General features: G+C 38.3%; 21 protein-coding genes. 17 read left to right on the top strand and 4 right to left on the bottom strand.

Annotated elements, in window-relative coordinates; all coding sequences use genetic code 11:
- Positions 1 to 157 precede the first annotated feature (157 nt).
- The 5 genes from RHP64_RS06930 (at position 158) to RHP64_RS06910 (ending at position 6,407) form a co-directional block, all read left to right on the top strand.
- Positions 158 to 2,551: an exonuclease domain-containing protein gene (locus RHP64_RS06930; protein WP_025268233.1), complete on the top strand. Its 2,394-nt coding sequence runs from the start codon at positions 158 to 160 to the stop codon at positions 2,549 to 2,551.
- 71 nt (positions 2,552 to 2,622) lie between these two features.
- On the top strand, positions 2,623 to 3,150 hold the full coding sequence (locus RHP64_RS06925) for a hypothetical protein (protein WP_025268232.1): 528 nt from the start codon (positions 2,623 to 2,625) through the stop codon (positions 3,148 to 3,150).
- Between the two features lie 14 nt (positions 3,151 to 3,164).
- Positions 3,165 to 4,358, top strand: coding sequence for a pyridoxal phosphate-dependent aminotransferase (locus tag RHP64_RS06920; protein WP_025268231.1), 1,194 nt, complete (start codon positions 3,165 to 3,167; stop codon positions 4,356 to 4,358).
- Between the two features lie 7 nt (positions 4,359 to 4,365).
- Entirely contained in the window at positions 4,366 to 5,673 is a 1,308-nt protein-coding gene (asnS, locus tag RHP64_RS06915; protein WP_025268230.1) for an asparagine--tRNA ligase, read from the top strand.
- Positions 5,674 to 5,771: 98 nt separating this feature from the next.
- Positions 5,772 to 6,407: a DnaD domain-containing protein gene (locus tag RHP64_RS06910; RefSeq protein ID WP_002815059.1), complete on the top strand. Its 636-nt coding sequence runs from the start codon at positions 5,772 to 5,774 to the stop codon at positions 6,405 to 6,407.
- Here RHP64_RS06910 and RHP64_RS06905 read toward each other — a convergent pair whose 3' ends face one another.
- Positions 6,408 to 6,689, bottom strand: a complete 282-nt coding sequence (locus tag RHP64_RS06905) for a hypothetical protein (RefSeq protein ID WP_025268229.1) — start codon at positions 6,687 to 6,689, stop codon at positions 6,408 to 6,410.
- Positions 6,690 to 6,711: 22 nt separating this feature from the next.
- Here RHP64_RS06905 and RHP64_RS06900 point away from each other — a divergent pair, with 22 nt between their 5' ends.
- From RHP64_RS06900 to RHP64_RS06890, 3 genes are all read left to right on the top strand, one after another.
- Positions 6,712 to 7,845 (top strand): THUMP domain-containing class I SAM-dependent RNA methyltransferase, encoded by a 1,134-nt coding sequence (locus RHP64_RS06900; protein ID WP_025268228.1) that lies wholly within the window; start codon positions 6,712 to 6,714, stop codon positions 7,843 to 7,845.
- A 152-nt stretch (positions 7,846 to 7,997) separates the two neighbouring features.
- Positions 7,998 to 9,200: an aminotransferase class I/II-fold pyridoxal phosphate-dependent enzyme gene (locus RHP64_RS06895; RefSeq protein WP_025268227.1), complete on the top strand. Its 1,203-nt coding sequence runs from the start codon at positions 7,998 to 8,000 to the stop codon at positions 9,198 to 9,200.
- A 58-nt stretch (positions 9,201 to 9,258) separates the two neighbouring features.
- On the top strand, positions 9,259 to 9,786 hold the full coding sequence (locus RHP64_RS06890; RefSeq protein ID WP_025268226.1) for a GNAT family N-acetyltransferase: 528 nt from the start codon (positions 9,259 to 9,261) through the stop codon (positions 9,784 to 9,786).
- Positions 9,787 to 9,806: 20 nt separating this feature from the next.
- On the opposite strand, the gene RHP64_RS06885 is transcribed toward RHP64_RS06890, so the two are convergent.
- The gene (locus tag RHP64_RS06885) at positions 9,807 to 10,190 is read right to left on the bottom strand and encodes a ribonuclease HI family protein (protein ID WP_002815051.1); all 384 of its coding nucleotides are present in this window, start codon (positions 10,188 to 10,190) and stop codon (positions 9,807 to 9,809) included.
- A 184-nt stretch (positions 10,191 to 10,374) separates the two neighbouring features.
- Between RHP64_RS06885 and RHP64_RS06880 the strand changes: the two genes are divergently transcribed.
- The 6 genes from RHP64_RS06880 to RHP64_RS06855 all read left to right on the top strand — a co-directional run bounded on the left by RHP64_RS06880 (position 10,375) and on the right by RHP64_RS06855 (position 16,191).
- Positions 10,375 to 10,764, top strand: a complete 390-nt coding sequence (locus RHP64_RS06880; RefSeq protein WP_014324899.1) for an EbsA family protein — start codon at positions 10,375 to 10,377, stop codon at positions 10,762 to 10,764.
- A complete protein-coding gene (locus RHP64_RS06875; protein ID WP_011680068.1) occupies positions 10,754 to 11,692 on the top strand; it encodes an RluA family pseudouridine synthase in 939 nt (312 codons plus the stop codon). Before RHP64_RS06880 ends, RHP64_RS06875 begins: the two co-directional genes overlap by 11 nt.
- On the top strand, positions 11,682 to 12,209 hold the full coding sequence (pyrR, locus tag RHP64_RS06870) for a bifunctional pyr operon transcriptional regulator/uracil phosphoribosyltransferase PyrR (RefSeq protein WP_011680067.1): 528 nt from the start codon (positions 11,682 to 11,684) through the stop codon (positions 12,207 to 12,209). Before RHP64_RS06875 ends, pyrR begins: the two co-directional genes overlap by 11 nt.
- A 125-nt stretch (positions 12,210 to 12,334) precedes the next feature.
- Positions 12,335 to 13,414 carry a carbamoyl phosphate synthase small subunit gene (locus RHP64_RS06865; protein ID WP_011680066.1) on the top strand — a complete coding sequence of 360 codons (1,080 nt, stop codon included), beginning with the start codon at positions 12,335 to 12,337 and terminating at the stop codon, positions 13,412 to 13,414.
- The gene (locus RHP64_RS06860) at positions 13,395 to 15,896 is read left to right on the top strand and encodes a carbamoyl phosphate synthase preATP-grasp domain-containing protein (RefSeq protein ID WP_025268225.1); all 2,502 of its coding nucleotides are present in this window, start codon (positions 13,395 to 13,397) and stop codon (positions 15,894 to 15,896) included. The genes RHP64_RS06865 and RHP64_RS06860 overlap by 20 nt, the downstream gene beginning before the upstream one ends.
- Positions 15,889 to 16,191, top strand: coding sequence for a DUF7671 family protein (locus tag RHP64_RS06855; RefSeq protein WP_025268224.1), 303 nt, complete (start codon positions 15,889 to 15,891; stop codon positions 16,189 to 16,191). The genes RHP64_RS06860 and RHP64_RS06855 overlap by 8 nt, the downstream gene beginning before the upstream one ends.
- 20 nt (positions 16,192 to 16,211) lie before the next feature.
- Here RHP64_RS06855 and RHP64_RS06850 read toward each other — a convergent pair whose 3' ends face one another.
- Entirely contained in the window at positions 16,212 to 17,420 is a 1,209-nt protein-coding gene (locus tag RHP64_RS06850) for a multidrug efflux MFS transporter (RefSeq protein WP_014324896.1), read from the bottom strand.
- Between the two features lie 315 nt (positions 17,421 to 17,735).
- Here RHP64_RS06850 and RHP64_RS06845 point away from each other — a divergent pair, with 315 nt between their 5' ends.
- Together RHP64_RS06845 and dtd are read left to right on the top strand one after the other, a co-directional pair.
- Complete coding sequence (locus RHP64_RS06845) at positions 17,736 to 19,973, top strand: RelA/SpoT family protein (RefSeq protein WP_025268223.1); 2,238 nt, start codon at positions 17,736 to 17,738, stop codon at positions 19,971 to 19,973.
- A 160-nt stretch (positions 19,974 to 20,133) separates the two neighbouring features.
- The gene (gene dtd, locus RHP64_RS06840; protein WP_011680061.1) at positions 20,134 to 20,583 is read left to right on the top strand and encodes a D-aminoacyl-tRNA deacylase; all 450 of its coding nucleotides are present in this window, start codon (positions 20,134 to 20,136) and stop codon (positions 20,581 to 20,583) included.
- On the opposite strand, the gene plsY is transcribed toward dtd, so the two are convergent.
- Positions 20,577 to 21,191 carry a glycerol-3-phosphate 1-O-acyltransferase PlsY gene (gene plsY, locus RHP64_RS06835; protein ID WP_014324894.1) on the bottom strand — a complete coding sequence of 205 codons (615 nt, stop codon included), beginning with the start codon at positions 21,189 to 21,191 and terminating at the stop codon, positions 20,577 to 20,579. The genes dtd and plsY overlap by 7 nt on opposite strands.
- Positions 21,192 to 21,367: 176 nt before the next feature.
- Here plsY and parE point away from each other — a divergent pair, with 176 nt between their 5' ends.
- Positions 21,368 to 23,431: a DNA topoisomerase IV subunit B gene (gene parE, locus RHP64_RS06830; RefSeq protein WP_014324893.1), complete on the top strand. Its 2,064-nt coding sequence runs from the start codon at positions 21,368 to 21,370 to the stop codon at positions 23,429 to 23,431.
- The last annotated feature ends 91 nt before the right edge of the window (positions 23,432 to 23,522 follow it).

The raw sequence follows: 23,522 nt of genomic DNA, 5'->3' as shown, positions 1-23,522 counted from the left end.
TTCTCCAGATGTACTCTACTATTGTACCGCACAGTAGTATTTAGTGTAAAATATAAAAGAGAATTGCGTTGTTTAGTGCGCATAATTATTGTGTAGTAAACAGCGCAATTCTCACATAAAAAGTGCTCTAGCACGCACGTTTAGAAAGGTGCTTTATATGAACGCCAACGATACATTCGTGGTTGTCGATCTTGAGACCACAGGACATAGCGTAAAAAAAGGTGGACGAATTATTCAAATTGGTATGACATTTATAAAGAAACGTCAAATCGTTGATCATTTTGAATCTTTTGTCAATCCTGGCCAACTAATTGATCGTCAAATTCAGCAGCTCACGCATATATCACAAAAGGATGTGCAAAACGCACCGTATTTCGAAGAAATTGCACCGTTATTGCAAAATTTACTTCAAAATACAGTGATTATTGCGCACAATGTTAATTTTGATTATCCGTATTTAAATGATGAGTTCGAAAGAACTGGTTTTCCACTCTTAAAATCCGCTGCTATTGACACAGTACAGCTTGCTCAAATATTGTTTCCAACGGCGCCGGGATATCGTTTATTAGATTTAACGACCTACTTAAATATCACGCTCAAAAATGCACATCGTGCCAATGCGGATGCGCATGCCACGGCTTTGCTGTTTTTGAAATTTTGGAAAAAACTTGAAGAATTACCGGACATTACATTAAAACAATTGCAACAAGGTGATTGGCCGTTACTACGTCAAACGCAGCAATTTTTAAAGCTTGTTCATTCAAAAAACAAGCAAAATTTTGGTACCGTTGAGCAAGTCGCTGTATTAACCACTACAACAGAACAAACAATTCATTCTTCTAAATCTGCCCAAGTTGATTATCCAGAAACAAGTGACGAAAAGACAAAGTTATTTGGGCAGTGGTTAACGACAAATGTTGCACAGAACAGTTTAATGGATCGTGCCAATCAATTCTTAAATAAACGTACTGATGGCTTGCTGACCATTTTAACCGGTCCGAGAGTTGGAAAAACATTGGCCTATTTGGTTCCAGTTATTCTAAGTGGAAAAACAGCGGTTTTATTGACTAATGATGAGAGTTTACAAGCTCAGCAAGTAGACATTATTACTAATCTTACAAAACTATTTAGCCGACCAATGCAAAGTGCTATTTTGTACGAGCCATCAGAGTATATAGATGTTGAAAAGTTTGCTCAAACTTTAGAAGAAAAAAGTACATTGCAAATTCAATTTTTTAAAGCTCGTGTTTTGGTTTGGCTAACGCAAACAAAAACTGGTTTACTTCGAGAAATTTCGGTAGGTGTTCAAAATGGTGACTACGTATCATCGATTCGTGGTGACAGTCATGCACAATTTTTCGAAAAGGCTTATAAAAGTGCGCATCAAGCTAATATCATTATCATGAACTTCAGCACATACTTTGTGCAAAGTCAGAAACTGCGTGAAGAGAAAAAGATTGATAAATGGCCAGTTGTTGTCATGGAAACACCAACGCAATTTGTTGATGATTTACATGATTATTTTCACGTTTCTTTAAATGTTACGCAGTATCAAAACATTTTAAAAGGATTGAATCATCAAGAGATTGCTGGTTTGACGCATAAACAGCGCTTATTTGTTCGGCAGAGTTTAAGTGAAGCATTAAAACTACTAAAACAAATATTGCAATCCGATAATCAACGGGCTAATTTAAAGCGCGTGGAACGGTTTCTACTGATAATATTACATTTGAAGGAATTATTTGAAATTAGTGAAAATAGTATTCCTCATGAGTTCCAAGATGCTCGAGATCAATTGTTGAAGATTAGACGCTTACAGTTACAAAATGACATTGTGGTGGCAAATGAATTTTCCGAAGTTAACGGACAAACTCAAACTGAAGTCGTATTCGATATTTTGGAACGTGCGATTTATCAAGCAGAATTTGTTTCCAATGTTCATAAATTATTAATTGTGAGTGAGTTTTTACCAACAGAGGTTACGGAATTCTTACGTGATGTACCGGAGCCCTTTACTGTTGAGCGTGAATTTGTTCATAATGATTTACAACCAATTCATGTTGTACAATTGCAACGTGCGTCTCCAATAGTGCATTTACAAGCTATTACGCAGCGTAATGTTGGAGAAATACTATTAATCGTCCCCAATGAAGAACGGGTTAATCATTGGTATCAAAAAATAAAATATGCAGTGACAACGAATTATAATATTGTCGCGGAAGGAATTACTGGCTCGTTGGAAAAAATACAACGACAGAGTCAAACCAAACGAAATAATATTATTATTGTTACCCCCAAAATTTTTTCAACCATGTGGCTTAGAGAGCAGGAATTACCTGCAATTGTAATTGTTCCAGAAAGAGAAGTATGGCAACCTGTATCACGTCTAGCTTATGTTTTAACCCAAATGCAACGTCATCAAAATGGTATATTAGTTTCTCAATTGAATGCTATGCAACGTAATCGATTTAAGCAACAAATTGTCGTTGAAAAGATGAACTTGAAAAAAGGTTTAGAACAGCAATATGATCGATTATTGCATGACCTCTAACTCGCAGATCAAAATCACCATATTTTTTGGTATAATATCATGTGTACATGCCATTATGGAGGGTTCAAAAAATGATACAATTTAAAGATGATATTCGAATCCGCCAGCGACATCGCCAAGCGCGCATTCATTGGGCGCACTTCTGGTTCATAGTAATCGGTATTCTGATTATCCTAGCAGCCTTTATTTTGGGGTATTTTTACGTTTCATTAGCTCCAATGCGCCAGGCAGAAAATCGAGTTGAAAAATTAGTACGTGAAAAAACAAGCATTGCAACAGTAACACAAGTATCTGTTAATTATCGAAAGACGACCACTTATGCTGTTCTAGGGCAAACAACGACTGGCACTCAAAAAGTTGCAATTGTTCGCAATAATAAAATAAAAACATATAATCGTTCATCAGGAATGACAGATAGTCAGCTCAAAAAAATGATAACTAACAAATACAAGCCAAAAAAGTTATATTCAGCTAATATTAGTGAATACCAAGGTGTATTAGTTTGGGAGATTAGTTATAAAGGGCAGGACAATAAACTAAATTATTTAACATTAGACTTTAAATCAGGAAAGACGTATCGTGCCATTTCAGGTATGTAAGAGGTAACTATAAAGTGAAGACTTTTTCGAATCGTGTGAATGCTATAACTGCTTCTCCAACGTTAGCTATGAACGGCCTTGCTAAACAAATGCAAGCAGAGGGTATTGATGTCATTAATTTAGGCGTAGGTGAGCCTGATTTTCAAACACCTAAAAATATTTCTGACGCAGCTATTGAAGCGATTCAAGCACAAAAAACAAGTTTTTATACACCAGCCAGTGGTTTACCTGCCTTGAAGCAGGCGATTGTTGAAAATGTCAGTCAGCGATATGAAGCAGCTATTACTACTCAAAATGTTTCCGTAACGACAGGAGCAAAATTATCACTGTATGTATTGATGCAAGTTTTACTAAATCCTGGTGACACAGTTGTTACTGCTGCTCCGGAGTGGGTGAGTTATGTTGAACAAATCAAGCTAGCTGGTGGTGAACTGATAGAGGTTCATTCGGAAAGCTCGTCGATGAAGTTAACCATTTCAGATTTGGACAAAATTAAAGAAACGGTCAAGTTGGTTATTGTCAATTCTCCTACCAATCCAACTGGGCAAGTATATAGTAAACAAGAAATTCAAGATATCCTAGATTGGTCAAATACACATGGGGTCTATGTTATTTTAGACGAAATATATGGTCAACTTGTTTATAATGGTGCTGAGTTTACATCTGGGTTGCAGTTACAACATCTTGAAAACAGTGCTATGATTATTGTGGATGGTGTGTCTAAGGCATACTCAATGACAGGATGGCGTATAGGTTGGACTTTAGCGAGTTCAGAAATTATTTCGGCGATGAATAAGTTATTGGGACACATGACTTCCAATCCAACAGTAGCGGCTCAATATGCAGCAATTGAGGCATTGAATGGGGAGCAAGACACCGTTGAAAAAATGCGTCAAGCGTTTGAACAACGATTAAATACGACTTTTGAGGCAATAAACAAAATTAATGGCGTACACGTTGATGTAAAGCCGCAAGGTGCCTTTTATTTATTTCCACAAGTTGATGAAAAATTAATGAAACTTGTTGGCGTAAGTAATACTGTTGAATTATCAACGAAAATTTTAGAAGAAGCACATGTTGCTTTGCCTGCCGGTGAGGGATTCGGCATGCCAGGATATCTGCGTTTGAGTTATGCTAAAGACCAAGATACCCTTAATGAAGCAGTTTTACGTTTGACGCAATTCTTTAAAAAATATACGAAAGATTAATATAGTGATGACTGAAGAAATACCTAAAATTAAGATTATTGATGCAAAAAACTTTGTTGGAAAGACAGTGACTATTGGGGCTTGGCTCCGTCAAAAGCGTGGTAGTGGCAAAATTGCATTCTTACAATTACGTGATGGCACAGCCTTCTTCCAAGGGGTTGTTGCTAAAGCTGACGTGTCAGAAGAAGTGTTTGAAACTGCTAAAAGTTTGAAGCAAGAAACTAGTATTTATGTTACTGGTGAAATTCATGAAGATGCTCGTTCATCTTTCGGTTATGAAATGGCTGTTTCCGATATTAAAGTAATTGGTGAAAGCCATGACTATCCAATTACGCCTAAAGAGCATGGGACTGAATTTCTGTTTGACGAACGTCATTTGTATTTACGGCATCTGAAGCCGTTTGCTACTCTAAAAATTCGTAATACACTTGTTGCAGCAACATACGAGTTCTTTAACAAAGAAGGCTTTACGAAATTAGATGCTCCTGTGCTGACTGGATCTGCCCCAGAAGGAACGACTGAATTATTTGAAACGGATTATTTTGGCGAACCAGCATTCTTGTCGCAAACTGGTCAATTGTATGCTGAAGCTGGTGCAATGGCGTTTGGTAAAGTATTTACATTTGGGCCAACATTTCGCGCAGAAAAATCTAAGACGAGACGTCATTTGACTGAGTTTTGGATGATTGAGCCTGAAATGGCTTTTATGGATCAAGAGGAAAGTTTGAAACTCCAAGAACGTTATATTGCTTTCTTGATCTCAAAGGTACTCGAGAATAATGATCAAGAACTTGACATTCTCAAGCGTGACAAAGACCTACTTCGTTCATATACGCAGTTACCATATCCACGTGTGAGCTATGATAATGCAGTCAAATTATTACAAGATAATGATTTTGATGTGGAGTGGGGTGTTGATTTTGGTTCACCCGAAGAAACGTTCTTGGCTAATCATTTTGCTAAACCCGTGTTTATTGTTAACTTTCCAAAAGCAATTAAGCCATTCTACATGAAGCGCCATAAAACACGAGATGACATTGTTGTTTCAGCTGATTTATTAGCTCCGGAAGGTTATGGAGAAATTATAGGTGGATCAGAACGTGATACGGATTATGACTACCTGAAGAATGAAATTGAAAAACTAGGGTTAAACATGGATGAGTATGCTTGGTACCTTGATTTGCGTAAGTACGGTTCAGTGCCACACTCAGGATTTGGCTTGGGCTTAGAACGTATGGTGACATTTGTAACTGGTGAGGAGCATATTCGTGAAGCCATTCCATTTCCACGAATGACCAACCGTTTACGTCCTTAATTATAGTTTTGTATCATAGTATTCTTACTCGAATGTGATACACTATTTATATAAGAAAAACGTCCAATTTATTTGGACGTTTTTAAAACCGAGGAAATATGACGTTAGAAAAAAGATTACAACAGTATATTCAAGCTGGTAACACTGGCGTAAGTAATGACTTGTTGTTACATTATCAAGATGTTGGTCTAGATAATGATGATTTAGCATTGTATATGCAGGTGGAGCGTATTCAAGGGCGGGGAGATCAAGCTACACCGGCAGCTATTGCCCAAGTAATGCACACGACCGAAAAAATTGTTATTACGCGTTTGCAGAGTTTGATAAGACGAGATTTGATGCAGGTGGTAGGTGGCAGTATTCAGACTGAAACTTATGATTTTACACCATTATACGAAAAACTATTAGATGGTCAAACTACACAACGGTCGGAAATTGTGTCAGATGGTAAGAGTGCTCGTCGTGAGATTATGCAGACGTTAGAGGCAGAATTTGGGCGTCCGTTATCACCAATGGAAATGCAAACTGTTGGGCATTGGTTCGATCAGGATCACTTTGAGCCAGTGATGATGTTATTGGCCATTCAAGAGGCTGTTGCAAATAATGCCCGTAGTTTGCGTTATATTGAAACAATTTTGGCCAACTGGCAACGTGATAATATTACTACACCACAGGCAGCGCAGGTCTCTAAGCAGCGCAGACGTGGTGTAACATATAACAATATTATTGATTAATTATTTAAAAATAATATTGTATTGATTATCAAGATGAAAACCAAAAATAGGTTGATTATTTTCTGTGAGGAGAATAGTATTTGCCGGTAGTGTACGCAAACGTGCGAATAGTTGTGATAGTGTCATGGCATTAGTCTGATCATTAGCTAGCAATATAATATCCGAATGATTATTTGCATATTTTATTGCTGTCACTGGATTAACAAAGTCCTCAGTTTGTACTAATAATTTTGTATCAAGTGACATATATTGTGTTAAATCTTCTAAATCAGTTAATCTCATACGCTAATTATAAAGGAAAATCATGGAAAAAACATATCATTTAATGGCAACAGCAGCAGCAGGATTGGAATCGCTTGTTGGTAAAGAGCTAGAACGCTTGGGCTATGAACATCAAGTTGAAAATTATCGAGTACGTTTTGATGGTACACAAAAAGATATATTGAATACTAATATTTGGCTTCGTACAGCTGATCGAATTAAAATTATTGTGGGTGAATTTGATGCGACGACATTTGATCAGCTGTTTGAGGGCGTTAAAGCGTTACCATGGGAGGATTATTTGAACTATGATTCAGAATTCCCCGTCGCAGGACGTTCAAAAAAATCTGAGTTATTTAGTGTGCCAGATGTTCAAGCTATTACTAAAAAAGCAATCGTCAATAGATTGCAAGAAGCTTATCATATTCGAACACGTTTGCCTGAAAACGGTTATTTTGCACAACTTGAAGTGATGATTGATAAAGATCACGTTATGGTTACCTTGGATACAACAGGGGAATCCCTATTTAAGCGTGGCTATCGTGTGAATAAGGGTGGTGCACCATTAAAAGAAAACTTTGCAGCGGCACTAGTTTTGCTAACAAATTGGCACCCGGATCGTCCATTTGTTGACCCAACAACTGGTTCTGGAACGATTGCGATTGAGGCAGCATTAATTGGTCGTAATATCGCACCTGGATTAATTCGTGACTTTGATATTGAGAGCATGGACTGGTTTGATAAAAAATTGTCAGACGAAGTGCGTGATGCAGCTGAAGCGCAAGCTGATTATGACCGTACTCTTGATATTGAAGGGTTTGATATTGACGAAAATATGGTTGATATTGCTAGAGAAAACGCCAAACATGCGGGACTTGGTCAGGATATCACTTTCAAGCAGTTAGCTGCCAAAGACTGGACAACTGATAAACTTAACGGTGTACTGGTGACTAATCCGCCTTATGGTGAACGTTTAGGTGAACTCGAAGCCGCCCGTGAGTTATACGAGCAAATGGGTTCTGTCTATCGTAATCTACCAAGTTGGAGTAAGTATATTTTAACTAGTGACTTGGAGTTTGAAAAATCTTACGGTGAAAAAGCGACAAAACGACGCAAACTATATAATGGGGCATTGCGTGTCGATTACTTCCAGTACTGGGGTAAGCGTGTTAGATAAAAAACAAGGGATCAATGATCTCTTGTTTTTTTATTTTCAGGGTGACTATTTATGCAATATGACCAATGATAAATTTTTTCTTTGTACAATATTTTCGTGAAAAAATAATTCATCATTGTTAGAATAAAGCAACAATGAAATGAGGATTCAATATGATTAAGTCAAAGTTAGAACAAGTCGGTATTTTTAATGATAATTTAGATAAAGTAAAGCCTAGCCCAATCCATTCATTCGACGAAAAAGTTAGTGATATTCCCAATATCCTGAAACTAACAATTGGTGAGCCAGATTTTTCAGTTCCCCAGCATATTAAAGAAGCTGCTTTAGCTGCAATTAGTGCAGATGATTCACACTATTCAGTTTCAGCAGGAAAGAAAACACTACGTCAAGCAGCTAGTGACTTTTTAAATGATCGTTATGGACTTGATTTTGACCCAGCTGAAGAAATCATTACAACAGTTGGTGCCACAGAAGGTCTTTATACATTATTGGCAGCAATTTTGAATCCTGATGATAAGGTTCTGATCCCGACGCCCGCCTACCCTGTGTATGCTGAAATGACACGCATTAATGGTGGGCACCCAGTGTTTATTGACGTTTCGGAAGACGAATTCGTATTAACGCCAGATCATTTACGCGAAATTATTGCTACCGAAGACCATATCAAAGCAATCATTATCACCAATCCTTCTAATCCAACTGGCGTGACCTACACAGCAGAACAGTTGAAAGCTTTAGCAGACGTGGTACGAGAAACAGATATTTTAATCATTTCAGACGAAATCTATTCTGAATTGAGCTATGATGCACCTCATGTTTCAATGGCAAGAATTTTACCAGAACAAACAATTGTTGTTAATGGCGTATCAAAGTCCCATGCCATGACGGGCTATCGAATCGGTATTTTGGCGGGTCCTGCGGCATTAATGAAGAAAATTAATATGGTGCATGGTTTTGTCATAATGACACCTTCAAATCCTGCAATGGCAGCGGCTACTGAAGCATTTAAAAGTTCTGAAAGTAAGGACGATACATTATGGATGAAAGAGCAATATAAAAAACGACGTGACTACTTAGTTGAAAAAATGACAAAACTAGGTTTTGAAATGGCAACACCAAGCGGCGCATTTTATATGTTTGCTAAAATACCTGTAGATTTAAATCAAAATGACGTGGAGTTTGCTTATGACTTGGTAGATAGGCAACAGTTGGCAGTCGTTCCTGGATCTGGATTTGGACCAGGTGGTGCAGGATATGTACGAATTAGTTATGCGGCATCTCTGGACATGCTAGAGACAGCTATGAATCGTTTGGAAAGTTACTGTGAAGAAAAGAGAACGGTAAAAATTTTATGATTGTCCTATTATAATTTTTATGATAAAATAAATTATTTCTAATTATAAGGACGGGAATATGACATCAGTTTATATGCGACGGGCGCATGAGGAGGATATAAAATCAATTGTATCAATCATCAATAATGCCCGTTATTACCTGAAAGAACAAGGGCTTTCACAGTGGCAATCGGGATATCCTAATCAAGATACGATTGAGGAAGACTTAGTACTGCAAAGAGGATTCGTGTTGGTTGTGGATCATCAAGTTGCGGGATATACAGCAATATTAGCAGGTGAAGACCCGATATATACGCTGATAGAGGACGGTCAATGGCTAAATGATGAAACAGATTACATTGGCATTCATCGCTTTGCTATCCTTGATAAGTACCGGGGGCAAAAACTGGCGCAGCGATTCATAACTGCTATTTTGACATTTTTCTATGAAAACGGTACAAGCGATTTTCGAATTGATACTCATCCAGGTAACTTGCCAATGCAAGCTGTTATCACGGGTAATGGATTTGAGAAGCGTGGCATTGTGCACATTAATGAGGGAGAAGAAATTAATGGTGTTCGGTGGGCGTACCAACTTGTATTGTAAACAATTAAAAAACGCGAACTTTAATGGTTCGCGTTTTTTAATGCTTGCAAAGCTAAATTATGAGCTCCACGATTTTCTTTTTCTGGAACCCAATTGATCAAAACTAGAGGGTATGGTGTTAATTGTAGATTGATTTCATCAACAAGCCCTTGGTAGTGTTTTGCATAAGATTTATGCAAGGCATCAGTTACGATTTTTGAATCACTATATATTTGTACATTTTCATTGCTAGGTAGGTACTTTAATGCCCAAAGAACTGCCAAAAATTCAGCCTCATGATTATTAACAGTCTCTCTCAAGGCTGTTTTTAGCTGTTTTTGTACTTTATCAATAATTAAAACTGCGCCAGCTGACGAACGACCAGTAGATACGTCACGTGCTGCGTCAACATATAGTGTAATCATATAAGTTTCCTTTTAATTGAACGTATACCGAAAGTATAACAAATTTTGTTGAAATATTATATGTTGTCGTCGAATAATACATTGAGGATAATAAGCTATGCATTGTTAGCAGTAACTTTTTACATTCCTTTAATTGAAATCTGGTAAAATATTAGTTGAATACGTTTACAGAAAAGGGCAACACATGATACCAAGACGCGGTTTTTTTCAACCACTGGATTCAACAGGTACAATTAGTTGGTTGTGGTGGGGTATATTTTTTATGGGCAGTATTGTCGTTTGGGATGAAATGAGTTTCAAACTTGAAATCCTACCAATTTTGTTTATTATGGTGATGATTTTATTAGGCGTACTATTAGTCGTTCGTCGACGTGTTTACATCGCTGGGCCTAATCTTTTTTTGGGCCGGGTGTTATTATCAGAGTATGAAAAAATTTCTTTGAAAGATATTGAACATTGGCAGTTGAATGGTCATGTTTTATCATTTGTTCGTGCTGACCGAGAACGAAAATATTATCTTACAAAAAACATTGTGCAACAAATTAAGGATTACATGGATACTGATGGCAAATAAAATATTAATTCATATAACAGATCAAGCTGGGCGTGTTGATGCTGTGTTATCGAAAGAAAATCTGAGTTACTCACGTACCACACTCTCAAATTGGCTAGTGGATGGTACGATTTTAGTTAATAATCATAAAGTAAAACGCTCATATAAAGTTGTCAGTGGAGATACAATATCTATTACTCCACCTGAGACTCAAGAAACAAAGATCGAAGCTGAAAACATTCCGCTTGATATTATTTATGAAGATGATGATATTATTGTTGTAAATAAGCCACAAGGAATGGTCGTGCACCCTGCTGCAGGACATAGTTCTGGTACATTGGTGAACGCATTACTTCATCATTCACCATTGTCAACCATCAATGGTGAATTCCGACCTGGAATAGTACATCGCATTGATCGTGATACCAGCGGCCTACTAATGGTCGCAAAAAACGATAAGGCTCATCGTTCACTATCTGAACAGTTAAAATCTCATAAAAATCAGCGCGTGTATTACGCGCTAGTCCGTGGTGAATTTACGGAAGATTCAGGAACAATTGAAGCTCCGATTGGACGTCATAAAATTGATCGAAAAAAACAAGCAGTTATTGAAGGCGGACGTGAGGCTGTCACGCATTTTCGTGTCTTAAAACGATATGTTGGTTATACGCTGTTAAAAGTGAGTTTAGAAACTGGCAGAACGCACCAAATAAGGGTGCATATGAGTTACATTGGTCATCCAGTTGTTGGGGATCCGGTATACGGCACGGCACAGAAGCTAGATGGTACACAGTTGAATGGGCAATTATTGCATGCTAAGACACTGACTTTAGAGCAACCTACAACAGGCGATGAACTGTCATTTGACAGTCCATTACCAGATTACTTTCAGTTTGCTTTATCAACATTAACACCGATTAATAGAGAGGAAGATGAATATGCCAAATAAAGAAGTTTTAGATAATGCCTCATTACAGCGCGCGTTAACTCGTATTACATACGAGATAATTGAGCGTAATAAGGGCGGTAAAAATTTGGTTCTGGTGGGAATCAAAACACGTGGCGAGTATCTTGCACGCCGTATTGCAGATCGTTTAGAACAATTAGAAGGCGTTCAAATTCCGGTCATGGCCATTGACATTACTAACTTTCGGGATGATAAACCTGATCAGCATAACGATTTAGGTTTGAACTCAGAAGAGCGATTGAACATTTCCGAACAGAATATTGTTTTGATTGACGATGTATTGTTTACAGGACGAACTATTCGAGCAGCATTGGATGCACTGATTCATATTGGTCGTCCTAAAACGATTTCACTAGCTGTTTTGGTGGATCGTGGACACAGAGAATTGCCTATTCGAGCAGACTTTGTTGGAAAAAATATTCCCACCGCACAGAATGAAAAGATTAAAGTCTTTGTGCAAGAAATTGATGGGAAAGATGCAGTTGAAATTGTTCATTAATAACTTTTTGGTGGCTAAGGATCAATTGATATATTTGTGGGGAAGTAGATAACAGATAATCTGTTACTTTAATGCTGCATACAATACTGTCTATTTGTATACAGCAGTTTGGAGAATTATAGCTTATGATTAGACATTTAATCCTAGAAGATGGCACGGTTTTTGAGGGCCTTGGCTTTGGTGCACCTGCCACCACTTTTGGGGAAATCATTTTTCATACGGCCATGACTGGATATCAAGAAATTATCACAGATCCAATTTACGATGGGCAAATGATTGTCTTTTCGATGCCTGTTATCGGGGCAGCGGGTATTCATGCTGAGGCTTATGAATCAGTGAAACCAATGATAAGAGGAATGATCGTACATGATTTGGCTGAGGTATCAGTTAATCGGCAACGTCGTATGAATTTAGATCGTTTCCTGAAGCAACACAATATTCCTGGATTGTATCAAGTTGATACACGAAAATTGATCAGACATTTGCGAGAAACTGGGCCACAAAAAGCTACAATTGTTGACTACGCTGATGATCACGCAGTAGATCAATTAGTAGCGACAGTTTTAACAAATAAACAAGTCCAAAATACAGCGACCTCTAAGCCATATGCTAATCCCGGGCGTGGTCGTCATATTGTAGTAATAGATTTTGGTTTAAAACATGGTATTCTTCGCATGTTAGGGGATTACGATGCCAATGTTTCCGTTTTACCATATACAACAAGCGTTGATGAAGTATTAACCTTAGATCCAGATGGCATTATCCTATCTACAGGCCCTGGCGATCCGCGCTCACTGCCAGAAAGTGTTCTTACGTTGATCAGAGTATTGCAAACAAAGGCGCCGTTACTGGGTATTGGCTTGGGCCATGAATTATTTGCTTTAGCCAATGATGCAACATTGGTGGCACTCCCATCTGAACATCACGGCATGAACCATCCTATTCAAGAAATTATTTCTAGGCAAATTTTTTATGCAATGCAGGGCCAAGGGTATGCGGTTGACGAAGAATTACTTGACCATAAGAAATTATTTGTTACCTATCGTGATTTAGTAGATGGTGCTGTACAGGGACTGCGTCACCGTGATTATCCAGCTTTTAGTGTACAGTTTTTTCCAGATGCCGCTCCAGGACCATATGAAGCGACAGCAGTATTTGCAGATTTTTTTGAAACGGTAGAAGATTATGTCGAACATCACAGCTAAAAATATTTTATTCATTGGTGCGGGATCAAATGATTTTGGTCTTGAATCGGAGCATGATGCAGCCATTTATCAGGTCATGCCCGAATTAAAGGGACATGGTATTAATGTCTTTCTAATTGACGAAAACCCTTACGCATTGTCTCTAGAAAGTTTAGCGGCTGAAACAATTTGGAAGCCTTTGACAGTTGAAAACGTTAAACAGGTTATTAAGCATAACCATATTGACACGGTGCTACCACTTTTTGGTGGCGTGCGCGCGGTAAGGTTATGGGCAGATGTTGTGCAATCATGGGAGCATGGGGACGGTTTAGTACCTCAAACTCTTGGCTTGAGCATTGATATGTTACTAAGGATTAATAATCTGGCTGATTTTACGAAATTTATGGCAGAAGCTGGTTTACCAGTTATCACAAGCCATGTTGTCAAAGCGCAAGACGATGCAAACGAATTGTTACGTGAGCTTCAGGTCCCATTAATGATTAGATCTCTGCATCCAAAAAATACTAATACACGTCAGATGGTTGAGCGGTTAGATGAATTTGAAGAAGCAATTGATAATGCCAAAACACAGTCAATGACGCAAGAAATCATTATTTCTAAAGCCATAAATGGTTTGAAAGAAATTGGAATGGAAGTGTTACGAGATTTTCGCGGGAACAAGATGAAAATCGGTGCCAGTGAGGATATGGATCCAATTGGTATTCATACTGCTGATTCATTAAGTGTGTCACCAACATTAACGATTCAAGACCAAATTTTGGAAAAAATGAGGATGTATGCCTTCCAAGTTGCTGATTTATTAGAACTACAAGGTGTAATGCACGTTCAATTTGCCTTTGACGATACGACAGGTGCTATTTATATCATTAAGGTTTCACCCTATATTGATCAAATGTCTAGTCGTATGGCGCTTGTAACTGGATATCCAGTAATGCTAGTAGCCATTAACTTGGCGATGGGTATTGCGTTAGAAGACATTGTGCTTTCACACGATTTTGGTCAAAAAATGGCTATGATGGAACCGATGATGGATCATATCACGGTAAAGTTGCCAATTTTTCCATTCGGTGAGTTAGAGGAATCCAATGTTTCGGTGAATCGACAGCTGAATAGTATACAAAAGTCTGTTGGCTCGACGATTGGGTTTGGGCGTACATTCATTGAGGCTCTCGAAAAAGCCATTCGATCGGCACATTTTAACAATGCCACATTTTCACCAACAAATATGGCACATGTTAGTGATGACGCATTAATCCAGCAGCTAATTCATCCTGAAGATAATCGTGTGTTGCTACTCATTGAAGCCATAAAACGTGGTTACGAAATTGACGAGTTAGCCGAATTAACAAATATTGACGAATTTTACTTTTATCAATTAAGGCATCTATTGCAATTAGAACTTGAGATTGAAAAAGATGTAGACAGTATCGTGTCATTGCGGCGTGGTAAAAGGTATGGCTTATCAGATGGTCTAATTGCTCTTTTTTGGGATACCGATTTTAAAATTATTCGAGCCTTAACAAAGGAACACAACATTGACCCAACTTATAAAGCTTTAGAACCATCGGCCGGTGAGTTTCCAGAGAACGCACGTCAATATTACTCGACTTACGAAGAAGAAAATGAATCTGAACAGGTCAGTGATAATACTGTTCTGGTCATCGGTAGTGGTGCCTTTAGACTAGGGGATGCTGCATCTGGTGGTTATGCGACAACCGTTGTGTTATCTGAACTACGACGTCTGCAGTACCATACTGTAATTATGAATAATAACGCTAGTGATGCAACGCTGATGCAAAATTTGGCTGATAAGCAATATTTGGAGCCATTGGAAATTTCAGACGTCATGAAGGTTGTTGAACTCGAAAATCCGATAGCCATAATTATTCCAGGGAATCGACGTAAGTTAATTACGGCATTACGCGAACTCAATCAGAACGTGTTGATTTTGCCAAAGGAAAAGCATACACCAAGTGGACCGGAAACAACACAAACTGAATTTGCCTTAAACGTATTTTCTGATGGGCATCAAATTTATCCAATTAACATCACCCAACACATGGTCGGTGAAATGCGGATTGTGCCACAAATTGTTGATTTGCCAAAAGAACTAACACAAACACATTTGGAAAATCCAGGCGTGTACCAGGTAATATGGTGTCAAAATGGTAATGACTGGGTAGATCATGTTGAAGTCTCAAACATCAGTTATGATACATGGTTACGTCCTATGCCATTTGGACAAGTTGCCTTTATAAGCAAAGTAATGCAGGTTCAGTGGCTACGTATGACAGTTCGATCATTGTTAGATCGGATGACGGAGCAAGATAGAAAGTTATTGGATAATGTTAATAAATTGACACTACAAACAGATGTCCGCTTAGTGGCTTCCAATATTGATTATGAGCTCCACTTGCAACCCACAGAGCCTATTGACGGTACAAGATTTGAATTAGGGGTGGGCATCAAATATTATGAGTAAAGACAAGTATGAAACACATATGTTTACAGGTATTGTAGTTGAGCAGGATCTGTCAGGAAACTATATTCCTAAAGATGGCGCGACTTTGCACAGGTGGCGAACTGGAAAACATACAAAAGGAAAGTACAAACATACTGGGCAAGTATTTTTGACAGAAAATAATCAAAGTGTTGCTGTACTATCACAAGAAAAATTATCTTTTAATAAGCGCCATGATTATGTGCCGTTACAAAGATGGACAGAAGCAACTGTTGACTTGAGAAAACTTGAAGCATACAAAAAGGATGAATCATAAAGTTCATCCTTTTTGTATGCTTATTTTCTCAAAGATTTGGTGTTAAAGTTAAACAGGATAGCATTCAATACGATTAACAAAGCACTGAAAATAAAAATACCTCGATAATCAAATACACTGGCTACTAGGGCACCAAACATTGGACCCATGACACTTCCGATTGATTGGAAACTTTGATTATAGCTGAAGATTCGGCCAGTCATTGCTGAGGGTGAGTTTTTAGATAGCAAGGTCTGCACAGCTGGTAACATGGTGGCATCACTAATACCAATAATAAATCGAAATACCATTAGCATGAAGACACTTGTTACAAATGCTGTTGGGACTAATGCAGCGATAGCAATACAAAAACCAATTTTTATCATTCTGTGTGTACCCACGCGGTCACCAATTTTTCCAAACTGTGGCGCTGCAAAAACTGTTGCAATACCAGGCATTGCTGCCACGACACCGGCGAGAAAGGTAGTGTTGTTACTGTTGTTTGTTAACTCACGGACAAACAGACTGATAATGGGATTGATGGAGGTATTGACTGTTTGTACTAACATTGTAGTAATAAATAGTCCAAAAATTAATTGTTTGTTTGGTAGTGCATGCCAGAGATCAGCTGTTGACGTTGGATTTGAATCAGCAGGGGCTACGTGAGGCTCCTCTTTAACAAAAAACATGGTCAGTATGAATACCAAAAATAAAATGATACCGGTGATATGAAAAGACATACGATATGAAACAACTGAAGCTAAAGTACCACCAAATAGTGGACCAAGTAAATTACCAGCTGTCATACCAGTTACCAAAATGCCAAGTGCGTGACCGGCGTGTTCTTTCGGGGTTTGTGTGGCAATTAAGGCATTTGAATTGGAAATATAGCCGCCCGTAGCACCTTGAAGGGCACGAAGAATGAATAATTGCCAAACATTAGTGACATACCCCATTAAAAATAGGACAATCGCCATACCAAGTGCAGCACGAAGCATCATTAATTTGCGACCTTTTCTATCAGCGAGCTTCCCCCATAAAGGGGACACGATCGCCATAACTAAAAATGACACAGAGAAAATTGCCCCAGAATAAAATGTTAGCTGATTTTTACTAAAATGGCCTAAGGTGTCAATGTACAAAGAAAGAAATGGCATGACTTCACTCAGAGCGATTCCTGTCATAAACACACCAAACCAAAGGACCAATACGTTACGTTTCCAAAGAGATTTTTCTTGATTTTTTGACATGACTAAGCACGTTATCTCCCTATTTTTAAATAATTAAACAAGTAAAGTTTATTATTTAATTTTAGCGCTTATGACTCACTCGTGCACAGATTTAAACGTGGCTTGTGAAAAAATTAAATTTTGCTTATAATGAGAGTACGCATTGTAAAGCGTTAATAAGGTGCAAATCGTTTTGTTAAGTGATTTTGTACTCTCCGGAATCCATGAAGGGAATTGTGTGCGACATCTTTGAAATCAGTGGATCTAGCTTGCTTAAGACAGTAGTGTATCAAACACTGAAACATTGATAAATGGTCACACATTATACGCTAAAATATGGCAAAAACAAAGCATTATACAGGACCGGAAGTCCTCGAGATGGTCGGACAATACATGTCCGAATCAGATACAAAAAATGTTAAAAAGGCCTACGAATGGGCGTCAGAGTTGCACAAGGAACAGAAACGTAAGTCTGGGGAACCATATATTATTCATCCAATTCAAGTTGCTGGTATTTTGGCAGAACTGAAGATGGATACGGCAACGGTTATTTCAGGCTATCTTCATGATGTTGTTGAGGATACGACGGCTACGTTACAGGATGTTCGAGATAATTTTGGAGAAACAATTGCCCAAATTATTGATGGTGTAACGAAAATTAGTAAAATTCAATATCAAAGTTCACAAGAACAGCTTGCAGAAAACCATCGTAAGTTGCTTTTAGCTATGTCAAAAGACATACGTGTGATTATTGTTAAGTTAGCCGACCGTTTGCACAATATGCGCACTTTAGGCGCTTTACGGGAAGAAAAACAAAAGCGTATTGCAAAAGAAACATTGGAAATCTACGCGCCACTGGCTGACCGCCTTGGTATTAGTACGATTAAGTGGGAACTTGAAGACTTATCCTTAAGTTATATTGATCCCGAGCAATATTATCATATTGCTTCACTGATGAATATGAAGCGCGAAGAACGAATTAGCTACGTACAGGAAGCAGTAGACCAGATTAATGGTGCGATAAAAGATCTTGAATTAAGTCATGTTGATGTGTATGGTCGTCCAAAGCATATTTACTCAATTTATCGAAAAATGGTGGATAAGCATAAGGCTTTTGAAGAAATTTATGATTTATTGGCTGTTCGCGTATTAACGGATTCGATTCCGGACACTTATGCTGTATTAGGAGCAATACACTCAAAATGGACACCGATTCCTGGCCGTTTTAAAGATTATATTGCATTGCCAAAAGCGAACGGATATCAAAGTTTACATACCACAGTTATTGGTCCTGACGGACGTCCATTGGAAGTGCAAATTCGTACGCATCATATGCATGAAGTGGCTGAATATGGAGTAGCTGCACATTGGGCATATAAAAAAAATCGGGGCTCAAATAAAGAGGCAAATGTCGATGATAACAGTCAGCAAGCCTTAAATGTCATCCAAGGCATATTAGAACTGCAAGAAAATGCCAAAAATGCTGAAGACTTTATGGATGGTGTAACGGGTGATTTGTTTTCTGATCGTGTTTATGCGTTTACACCTCGTGGTGATGTGTTCGAACTGGCTAAAGGTGCCGGACCGTTGGATATGGCGTTTTCAATCCATACAAATATTGGGATTAAAACAACTGGTGCAAAAATAAATGGTCGAATCGTACCACTGGATTATAAAATAAAAACCGGTGATATTATAGAAATTATCACTTCTGCTAATGCTAAACCAAGCCGTGACTGGTTAGAGATTGTTTCGACACGCCGAGCACGAAACAAAATTAAGCAGTATTTTAAGCAGTTGGACAGAGAAGACAACATCGCCGCAGCACGAGAATTGTTAGCTAAAAACCTAAGAGACAATAATTTCAATCCTGCTGAGATTCTGACGCCAGAAAATATTCAAGAAACCGCAGATAAGATGCACTATCATACGGCAGATGATATGTTGGCAGCAATAGGATTTGGCGATATTGCTGTACCTGGTGTGGCTAATAAATTAACCGAAAAGATACGCGAGGCTAATGAGGAAGCTGCTACAGCGGAATTACAGCGTGAAATGCTGGAGGAAGGCCACGAAATCACTCGTGATGAAACAGCTTTCACCAAACGACAAAAATCAACGGCTGATGATATTGTTATTGCAGGAGTGGATAATTTATTAGTACGTTTAGGTCGATGTTGTACACCAGTTCCAGGAGACGATGTTAAAGGTTATATCACGAAGGGACGTGGTATTTCTGTTCATCGTGTGGGGTGCCCAAATATTCGAGCCGCTCAACTTCAAGGACAACGTCTTGTGGATGTACAGTGGGAAGATGAAAATGGCTCAAAACCTAATTATGATGCTGATTTGACTGTTCATGGTGAAAATCGCGGTGGATTGCTAAACGATGTACTTCGTAGTGTTAATGGACGAACGCGCTATGTTAATTCTGTTAACGGTCATGTGACAAAAAACGGGATGGCGCAAGTTTCTCTATCAATAGGTGTCAAAAATTCAGAACAGCTGACAGCAATTATGGATTCTCTAAACAATTTACCAGCAGTATACGATGTGGAACGCACATTTCATTAAAATATGTCAAAATATGTTGATAAGCCTCAAATAAAACAATTTCGAGGCTTTTTATGATAAAAATTGTGTCAAAACTGGAAGACGTTTGAAAGTTCTTGATACGATATCGTTTTTCACGTATGATGTTAGCAAGTAAATGTATTTTTAGAATGGAGATAGCATGAAAGTTGTATTGCAACGCGTAAGCAAAGCTAGTGTTAAAATTGACGACCAAGTAAAAGGAGCAATTAACAAAGGATATGTATTGTTAGTTGGCGTTGCTGACGGTGACGAGCAAGCAGATATAGATTATTTAGTTCGGAAAATACATAATTTACGAATTTTTGAAGATGAAAGCGGCCGGATGAATCGTAGTATCGAAGACGTTTCTGGCGCTATTTTATCTATCTCACAATTTACGTTGTTTGCTGATACTAAAAAAGGAAATCGTCCAAGTTTTACCAAGGCAGGGGCACCAGAATTTGCGACTGTTATGTATAATCAATTCAATGCGACATTAAGGGAAAGTGGATTACAGGTTGAAACTGGAGAATTTGGAGCGGATATGCAAGTTAGCTTAACAAACGATGGACCGGTGACAATTTTATTCGATACAAAAAGCGCTCAATGAGCGCTTTTCTTGTGGTTATAATACCAGCCAAATGGTATAGTACTTTCTGTACCATTTCTGATTCGGGAAATATTTGTACGATGGCGGTAGAAAACAAAAATTGTTAGTATGGTAGCAACTATCGTTAGTATCCAATCATGATAGTATAGTGATATTAGGACGGCGCATGAGAAACTAATCATAGAGCTCAGAGATACCATTGAACTAATTGACAATAAAATAACGAAAATACTAATGATGATGATGAAAAATATGGGATTATAGGCAAGTAATACACCAGCTGAAGTAGCAACTGCTTTACCACCTTTAAAGCCAATCCAGATGGAGAACGTGTGTCCCAGTATAGCACCAATACCCACTAACATTGGATTAATGCTACTATGGAACAATAAGGGAAGCAAGCCTGCTGCCGTACCTTTAAGCATATCAAGTGCCAGCACAGTTATGCCAGCTCGGATACCCAAAACACGGAATGAATTGGTAGTACCAATGTTACCTGACCCCTCATCGCGAATATCTTTATGGTAAAAGATTTTACCTACCCAAAATCCTGGGACTAGAGATCCGATCAAGTAAGAGAGTATAAACATTAATATAGTAGTAAACATAAAAAACCCCTTTAATATAAAAGCAAGTACAAGTTTACCATATATTTAAGTAGTATATGGCATAACTTATTGAAAATAAAATATTGACACTTGTCAGAAACAAGATTTTCATCTATGATAAAATAGATTGACATTAGCGCACGAACACTGGTTCGTGTATCGAAGGATAGATTAATATGCCAGAAAAAAATCATTATGATTCAGATTCAATAAAAATTTTAGAAGGACTTGAGGCCGTTCGTAAACGTCCAGGAATGTATATCGGTTCAACAGATGGTCGTGGTTTGCACCACTTGGTCTATGAAATCGTTGACAATGCTGTCGATGAAGCACTTGGTGGCTATGGAAATGAAATTCGCGTTACGATACATGATAATAACGCTATTACCGTACAAGACTTTGGCCGTGGGATGCCAATTGGCATGCATGAGTCTGGTAAACCCACACCAGAAGTTATTTTAACAGTTTTACATGCCGGCGGAAAGTTTGGGCAGGGTGGCTATGCGACTTCCGGTGGGTTACACGGTGTTGGTTCTTCTGTTGTTAATGCATTGTCGGAGAGCTTAACGGTAACCATTGTTCGCGAAGGCCATAAGTGGCAAGAAGAATTCGTGAATGGTGGTAATCCAGTTGGTACCTTACGAGATTTAGGTAAAACTAAGGAACCAACAGGGACAACGGTTACTTTCAAGCCAGATGCGACAATTTTTAGTGCTACGGTTTATAAATTTGATATTTTAGCAGAACGTTTGCGTGAATCGTCATTCTTAATGAGTGGTGTTAAGTTTACGTTAACCGACGAAAGAGTTGATCCAGTTCGTGTTGAAGAATATCATTATGAAAAAGGTCTTGAAGCGTTTGTTGGTTTTCTGAATGAAGACAAAGAAACTATCGGACCAGTTATGACCTTTGAGGGTGAACAAGAGAGTATTGTTGTTGATGTTGCAGCGCAGTACAATGATGGTTACTCTGAAACACTTCTTTCATTTGTTAACAATGTCCGTACACAGGATGGTGGAACCCACGAAGTCGGTTTCCGAACTGCGTGGACAAAGGCTTTTAATGAATATGCACGAAAAGTGAACTTACTAAAAGATAAAGATAAAAACTTAGAAGGCACGGATGTCCGTGAAGGATTATCAGCTGTTATTTCATTGCGTGTTCCAGAACAGTTTTTGCAGTTTGAAGGACAGACCAAAGATAAACTAGGAACGCCAGAGGCACGTGGTATTGTTGACTCTGTGGTTAATGAAACTCTTGGACGCTTCTTAATGGAAAATGGTGACTTCGGACAAAACTTAATCCGTAAGGCACTGCGCGCGCGCGAAGCTCGAGAAGCAGCTCGTCGCGCCCGCGACGAAAGTCGCACTGGTAAAACTAAAGGGGCGAAAGATCGTCTGCTTTCCGGGAAGTTAGCACCTGCCCAATCTAAAAATGCTGATAAAAATGAGCTCTTTCTAGTCGAGGGTGATTCAGCTGGGGGCTCTGCAAAGCAAGGTCGTGACCGTAAGTTCCAAGCCATTTTGCCGCTACGTGGAAAAGTACTAAATACTGAAAAAGCTAAGTTAGCAGATATTTTAAAAAACGAAGAAATATCAACATTGATTTATGCCATTGGTGGCGGTGTTGGAACTGATTTTAAAGTTGAAGATGCTTCATTTAACAAAATTATCATTATGACAGATGCCGATGATGATGGCGCGCACATTCAAACCTTACTACTAACATTCTTTTATAAGTATATGCGGCCATTAATTGAAGCTGGGCGTGTCTATATAGCCTTACCACCATTATACCGCGTCAAGTACTCTTCCAAGAAAATAGAAGACCAATTTGCTTGGACTAATGATGAGTTAGAATCAATTACGAGTCAGAGTGATGCACGTTATGAATTAACACGGTTCAAGGGACTTGGTGAGATGAATGCGCCATTATTATGGGAAACGACAATGGATCCCGAATCAAGAACATTAATACGTGTTAAAATTGATGACGCTGTGTTAGCTGAAAAACGTGTCACTACATTGATGGGTGATAAAGTTGATCCGCGGCGTGAATGGATTGAAGCCAATGTTCACTTTACATTGGATGAAGCCGGGTCAATTCTAGACACAGTTGATGGGGATGACACAAAGTCTAGTGATGTTTTTGAAAAAGCGCGCAATCAAGAAACTGGTACAAAATTTAAAGAACAAAAAAATGTGCCAGTCATTAAGACTTGGCAGAATGGTGACGACTGATTTCACTTGTTACTAGATAAGAATAGCTAGCTATTCAAATTATGGTTAGGTTATTACTTAATATTTTAAATAAAACTTTTTATGACATTTA

Source organism: Leuconostoc sp. XM4 (assembly GCF_055698815.1).
This window is presented reverse-complemented; position numbering and strand designations above follow the sequence as displayed.

Excerpts from the sequence above, each read along its gene's own strand:
- RHP64_RS06930 (WP_025268233.1), top strand. The coding sequence starts at position 158 with ATGAACGCCAACGATACATTCGTGGTTGTCGATCTTGAGACCACAGGA.
- RHP64_RS06925 (WP_025268232.1), top strand. The coding sequence starts at position 2,623 with ATGATACAATTTAAAGATGATATTCGAATCCGCCAGCGACATCGCCAA.
- asnS (WP_025268230.1), top strand. The coding sequence starts at position 4,366 with ATGACTGAAGAAATACCTAAAATTAAGATTATTGATGCAAAAAACTTT.
- RHP64_RS06910 (WP_002815059.1), top strand. The coding sequence starts at position 5,772 with ATGACGTTAGAAAAAAGATTACAACAGTATATTCAAGCTGGTAACACT.
- RHP64_RS06905 (WP_025268229.1), bottom strand. The coding sequence starts at position 6,689 with ATGAGATTAACTGATTTAGAAGATTTAACACAATATATGTCACTTGAT.
- RHP64_RS06900 (WP_025268228.1), top strand. The coding sequence starts at position 6,712 with ATGGAAAAAACATATCATTTAATGGCAACAGCAGCAGCAGGATTGGAA.
- RHP64_RS06895 (WP_025268227.1), top strand. The coding sequence starts at position 7,998 with ATGATTAAGTCAAAGTTAGAACAAGTCGGTATTTTTAATGATAATTTA.
- RHP64_RS06890 (WP_025268226.1), top strand. The coding sequence starts at position 9,259 with ATGACATCAGTTTATATGCGACGGGCGCATGAGGAGGATATAAAATCA.
- RHP64_RS06885 (WP_002815051.1), bottom strand. The coding sequence starts at position 10,190 with ATGATTACACTATATGTTGACGCAGCACGTGACGTATCTACTGGTCGT.
- RHP64_RS06880 (WP_014324899.1), top strand. The coding sequence starts at position 10,375 with ATGATACCAAGACGCGGTTTTTTTCAACCACTGGATTCAACAGGTACA.
- RHP64_RS06875 (WP_011680068.1), top strand. The coding sequence starts at position 10,754 with ATGGCAAATAAAATATTAATTCATATAACAGATCAAGCTGGGCGTGTT.
- pyrR (WP_011680067.1), top strand. The coding sequence starts at position 11,682 with ATGCCAAATAAAGAAGTTTTAGATAATGCCTCATTACAGCGCGCGTTA.
- RHP64_RS06865 (WP_011680066.1), top strand. The coding sequence starts at position 12,335 with ATGATTAGACATTTAATCCTAGAAGATGGCACGGTTTTTGAGGGCCTT.
- RHP64_RS06860 (WP_025268225.1), top strand. The coding sequence starts at position 13,395 with ATGTCGAACATCACAGCTAAAAATATTTTATTCATTGGTGCGGGATCA.
- RHP64_RS06855 (WP_025268224.1), top strand. The coding sequence starts at position 15,889 with ATGAGTAAAGACAAGTATGAAACACATATGTTTACAGGTATTGTAGTT.
- RHP64_RS06850 (WP_014324896.1), bottom strand. The coding sequence starts at position 17,420 with ATGTCAAAAAATCAAGAAAAATCTCTTTGGAAACGTAACGTATTGGTC.
- RHP64_RS06845 (WP_025268223.1), top strand. The coding sequence starts at position 17,736 with ATGGCAAAAACAAAGCATTATACAGGACCGGAAGTCCTCGAGATGGTC.
- dtd (WP_011680061.1), top strand. The coding sequence starts at position 20,134 with ATGAAAGTTGTATTGCAACGCGTAAGCAAAGCTAGTGTTAAAATTGAC.
- plsY (WP_014324894.1), bottom strand. The coding sequence starts at position 21,191 with ATGTTTACTACTATATTAATGTTTATACTCTCTTACTTGATCGGATCT.
- parE (WP_014324893.1), top strand. The coding sequence starts at position 21,368 with ATGCCAGAAAAAAATCATTATGATTCAGATTCAATAAAAATTTTAGAA.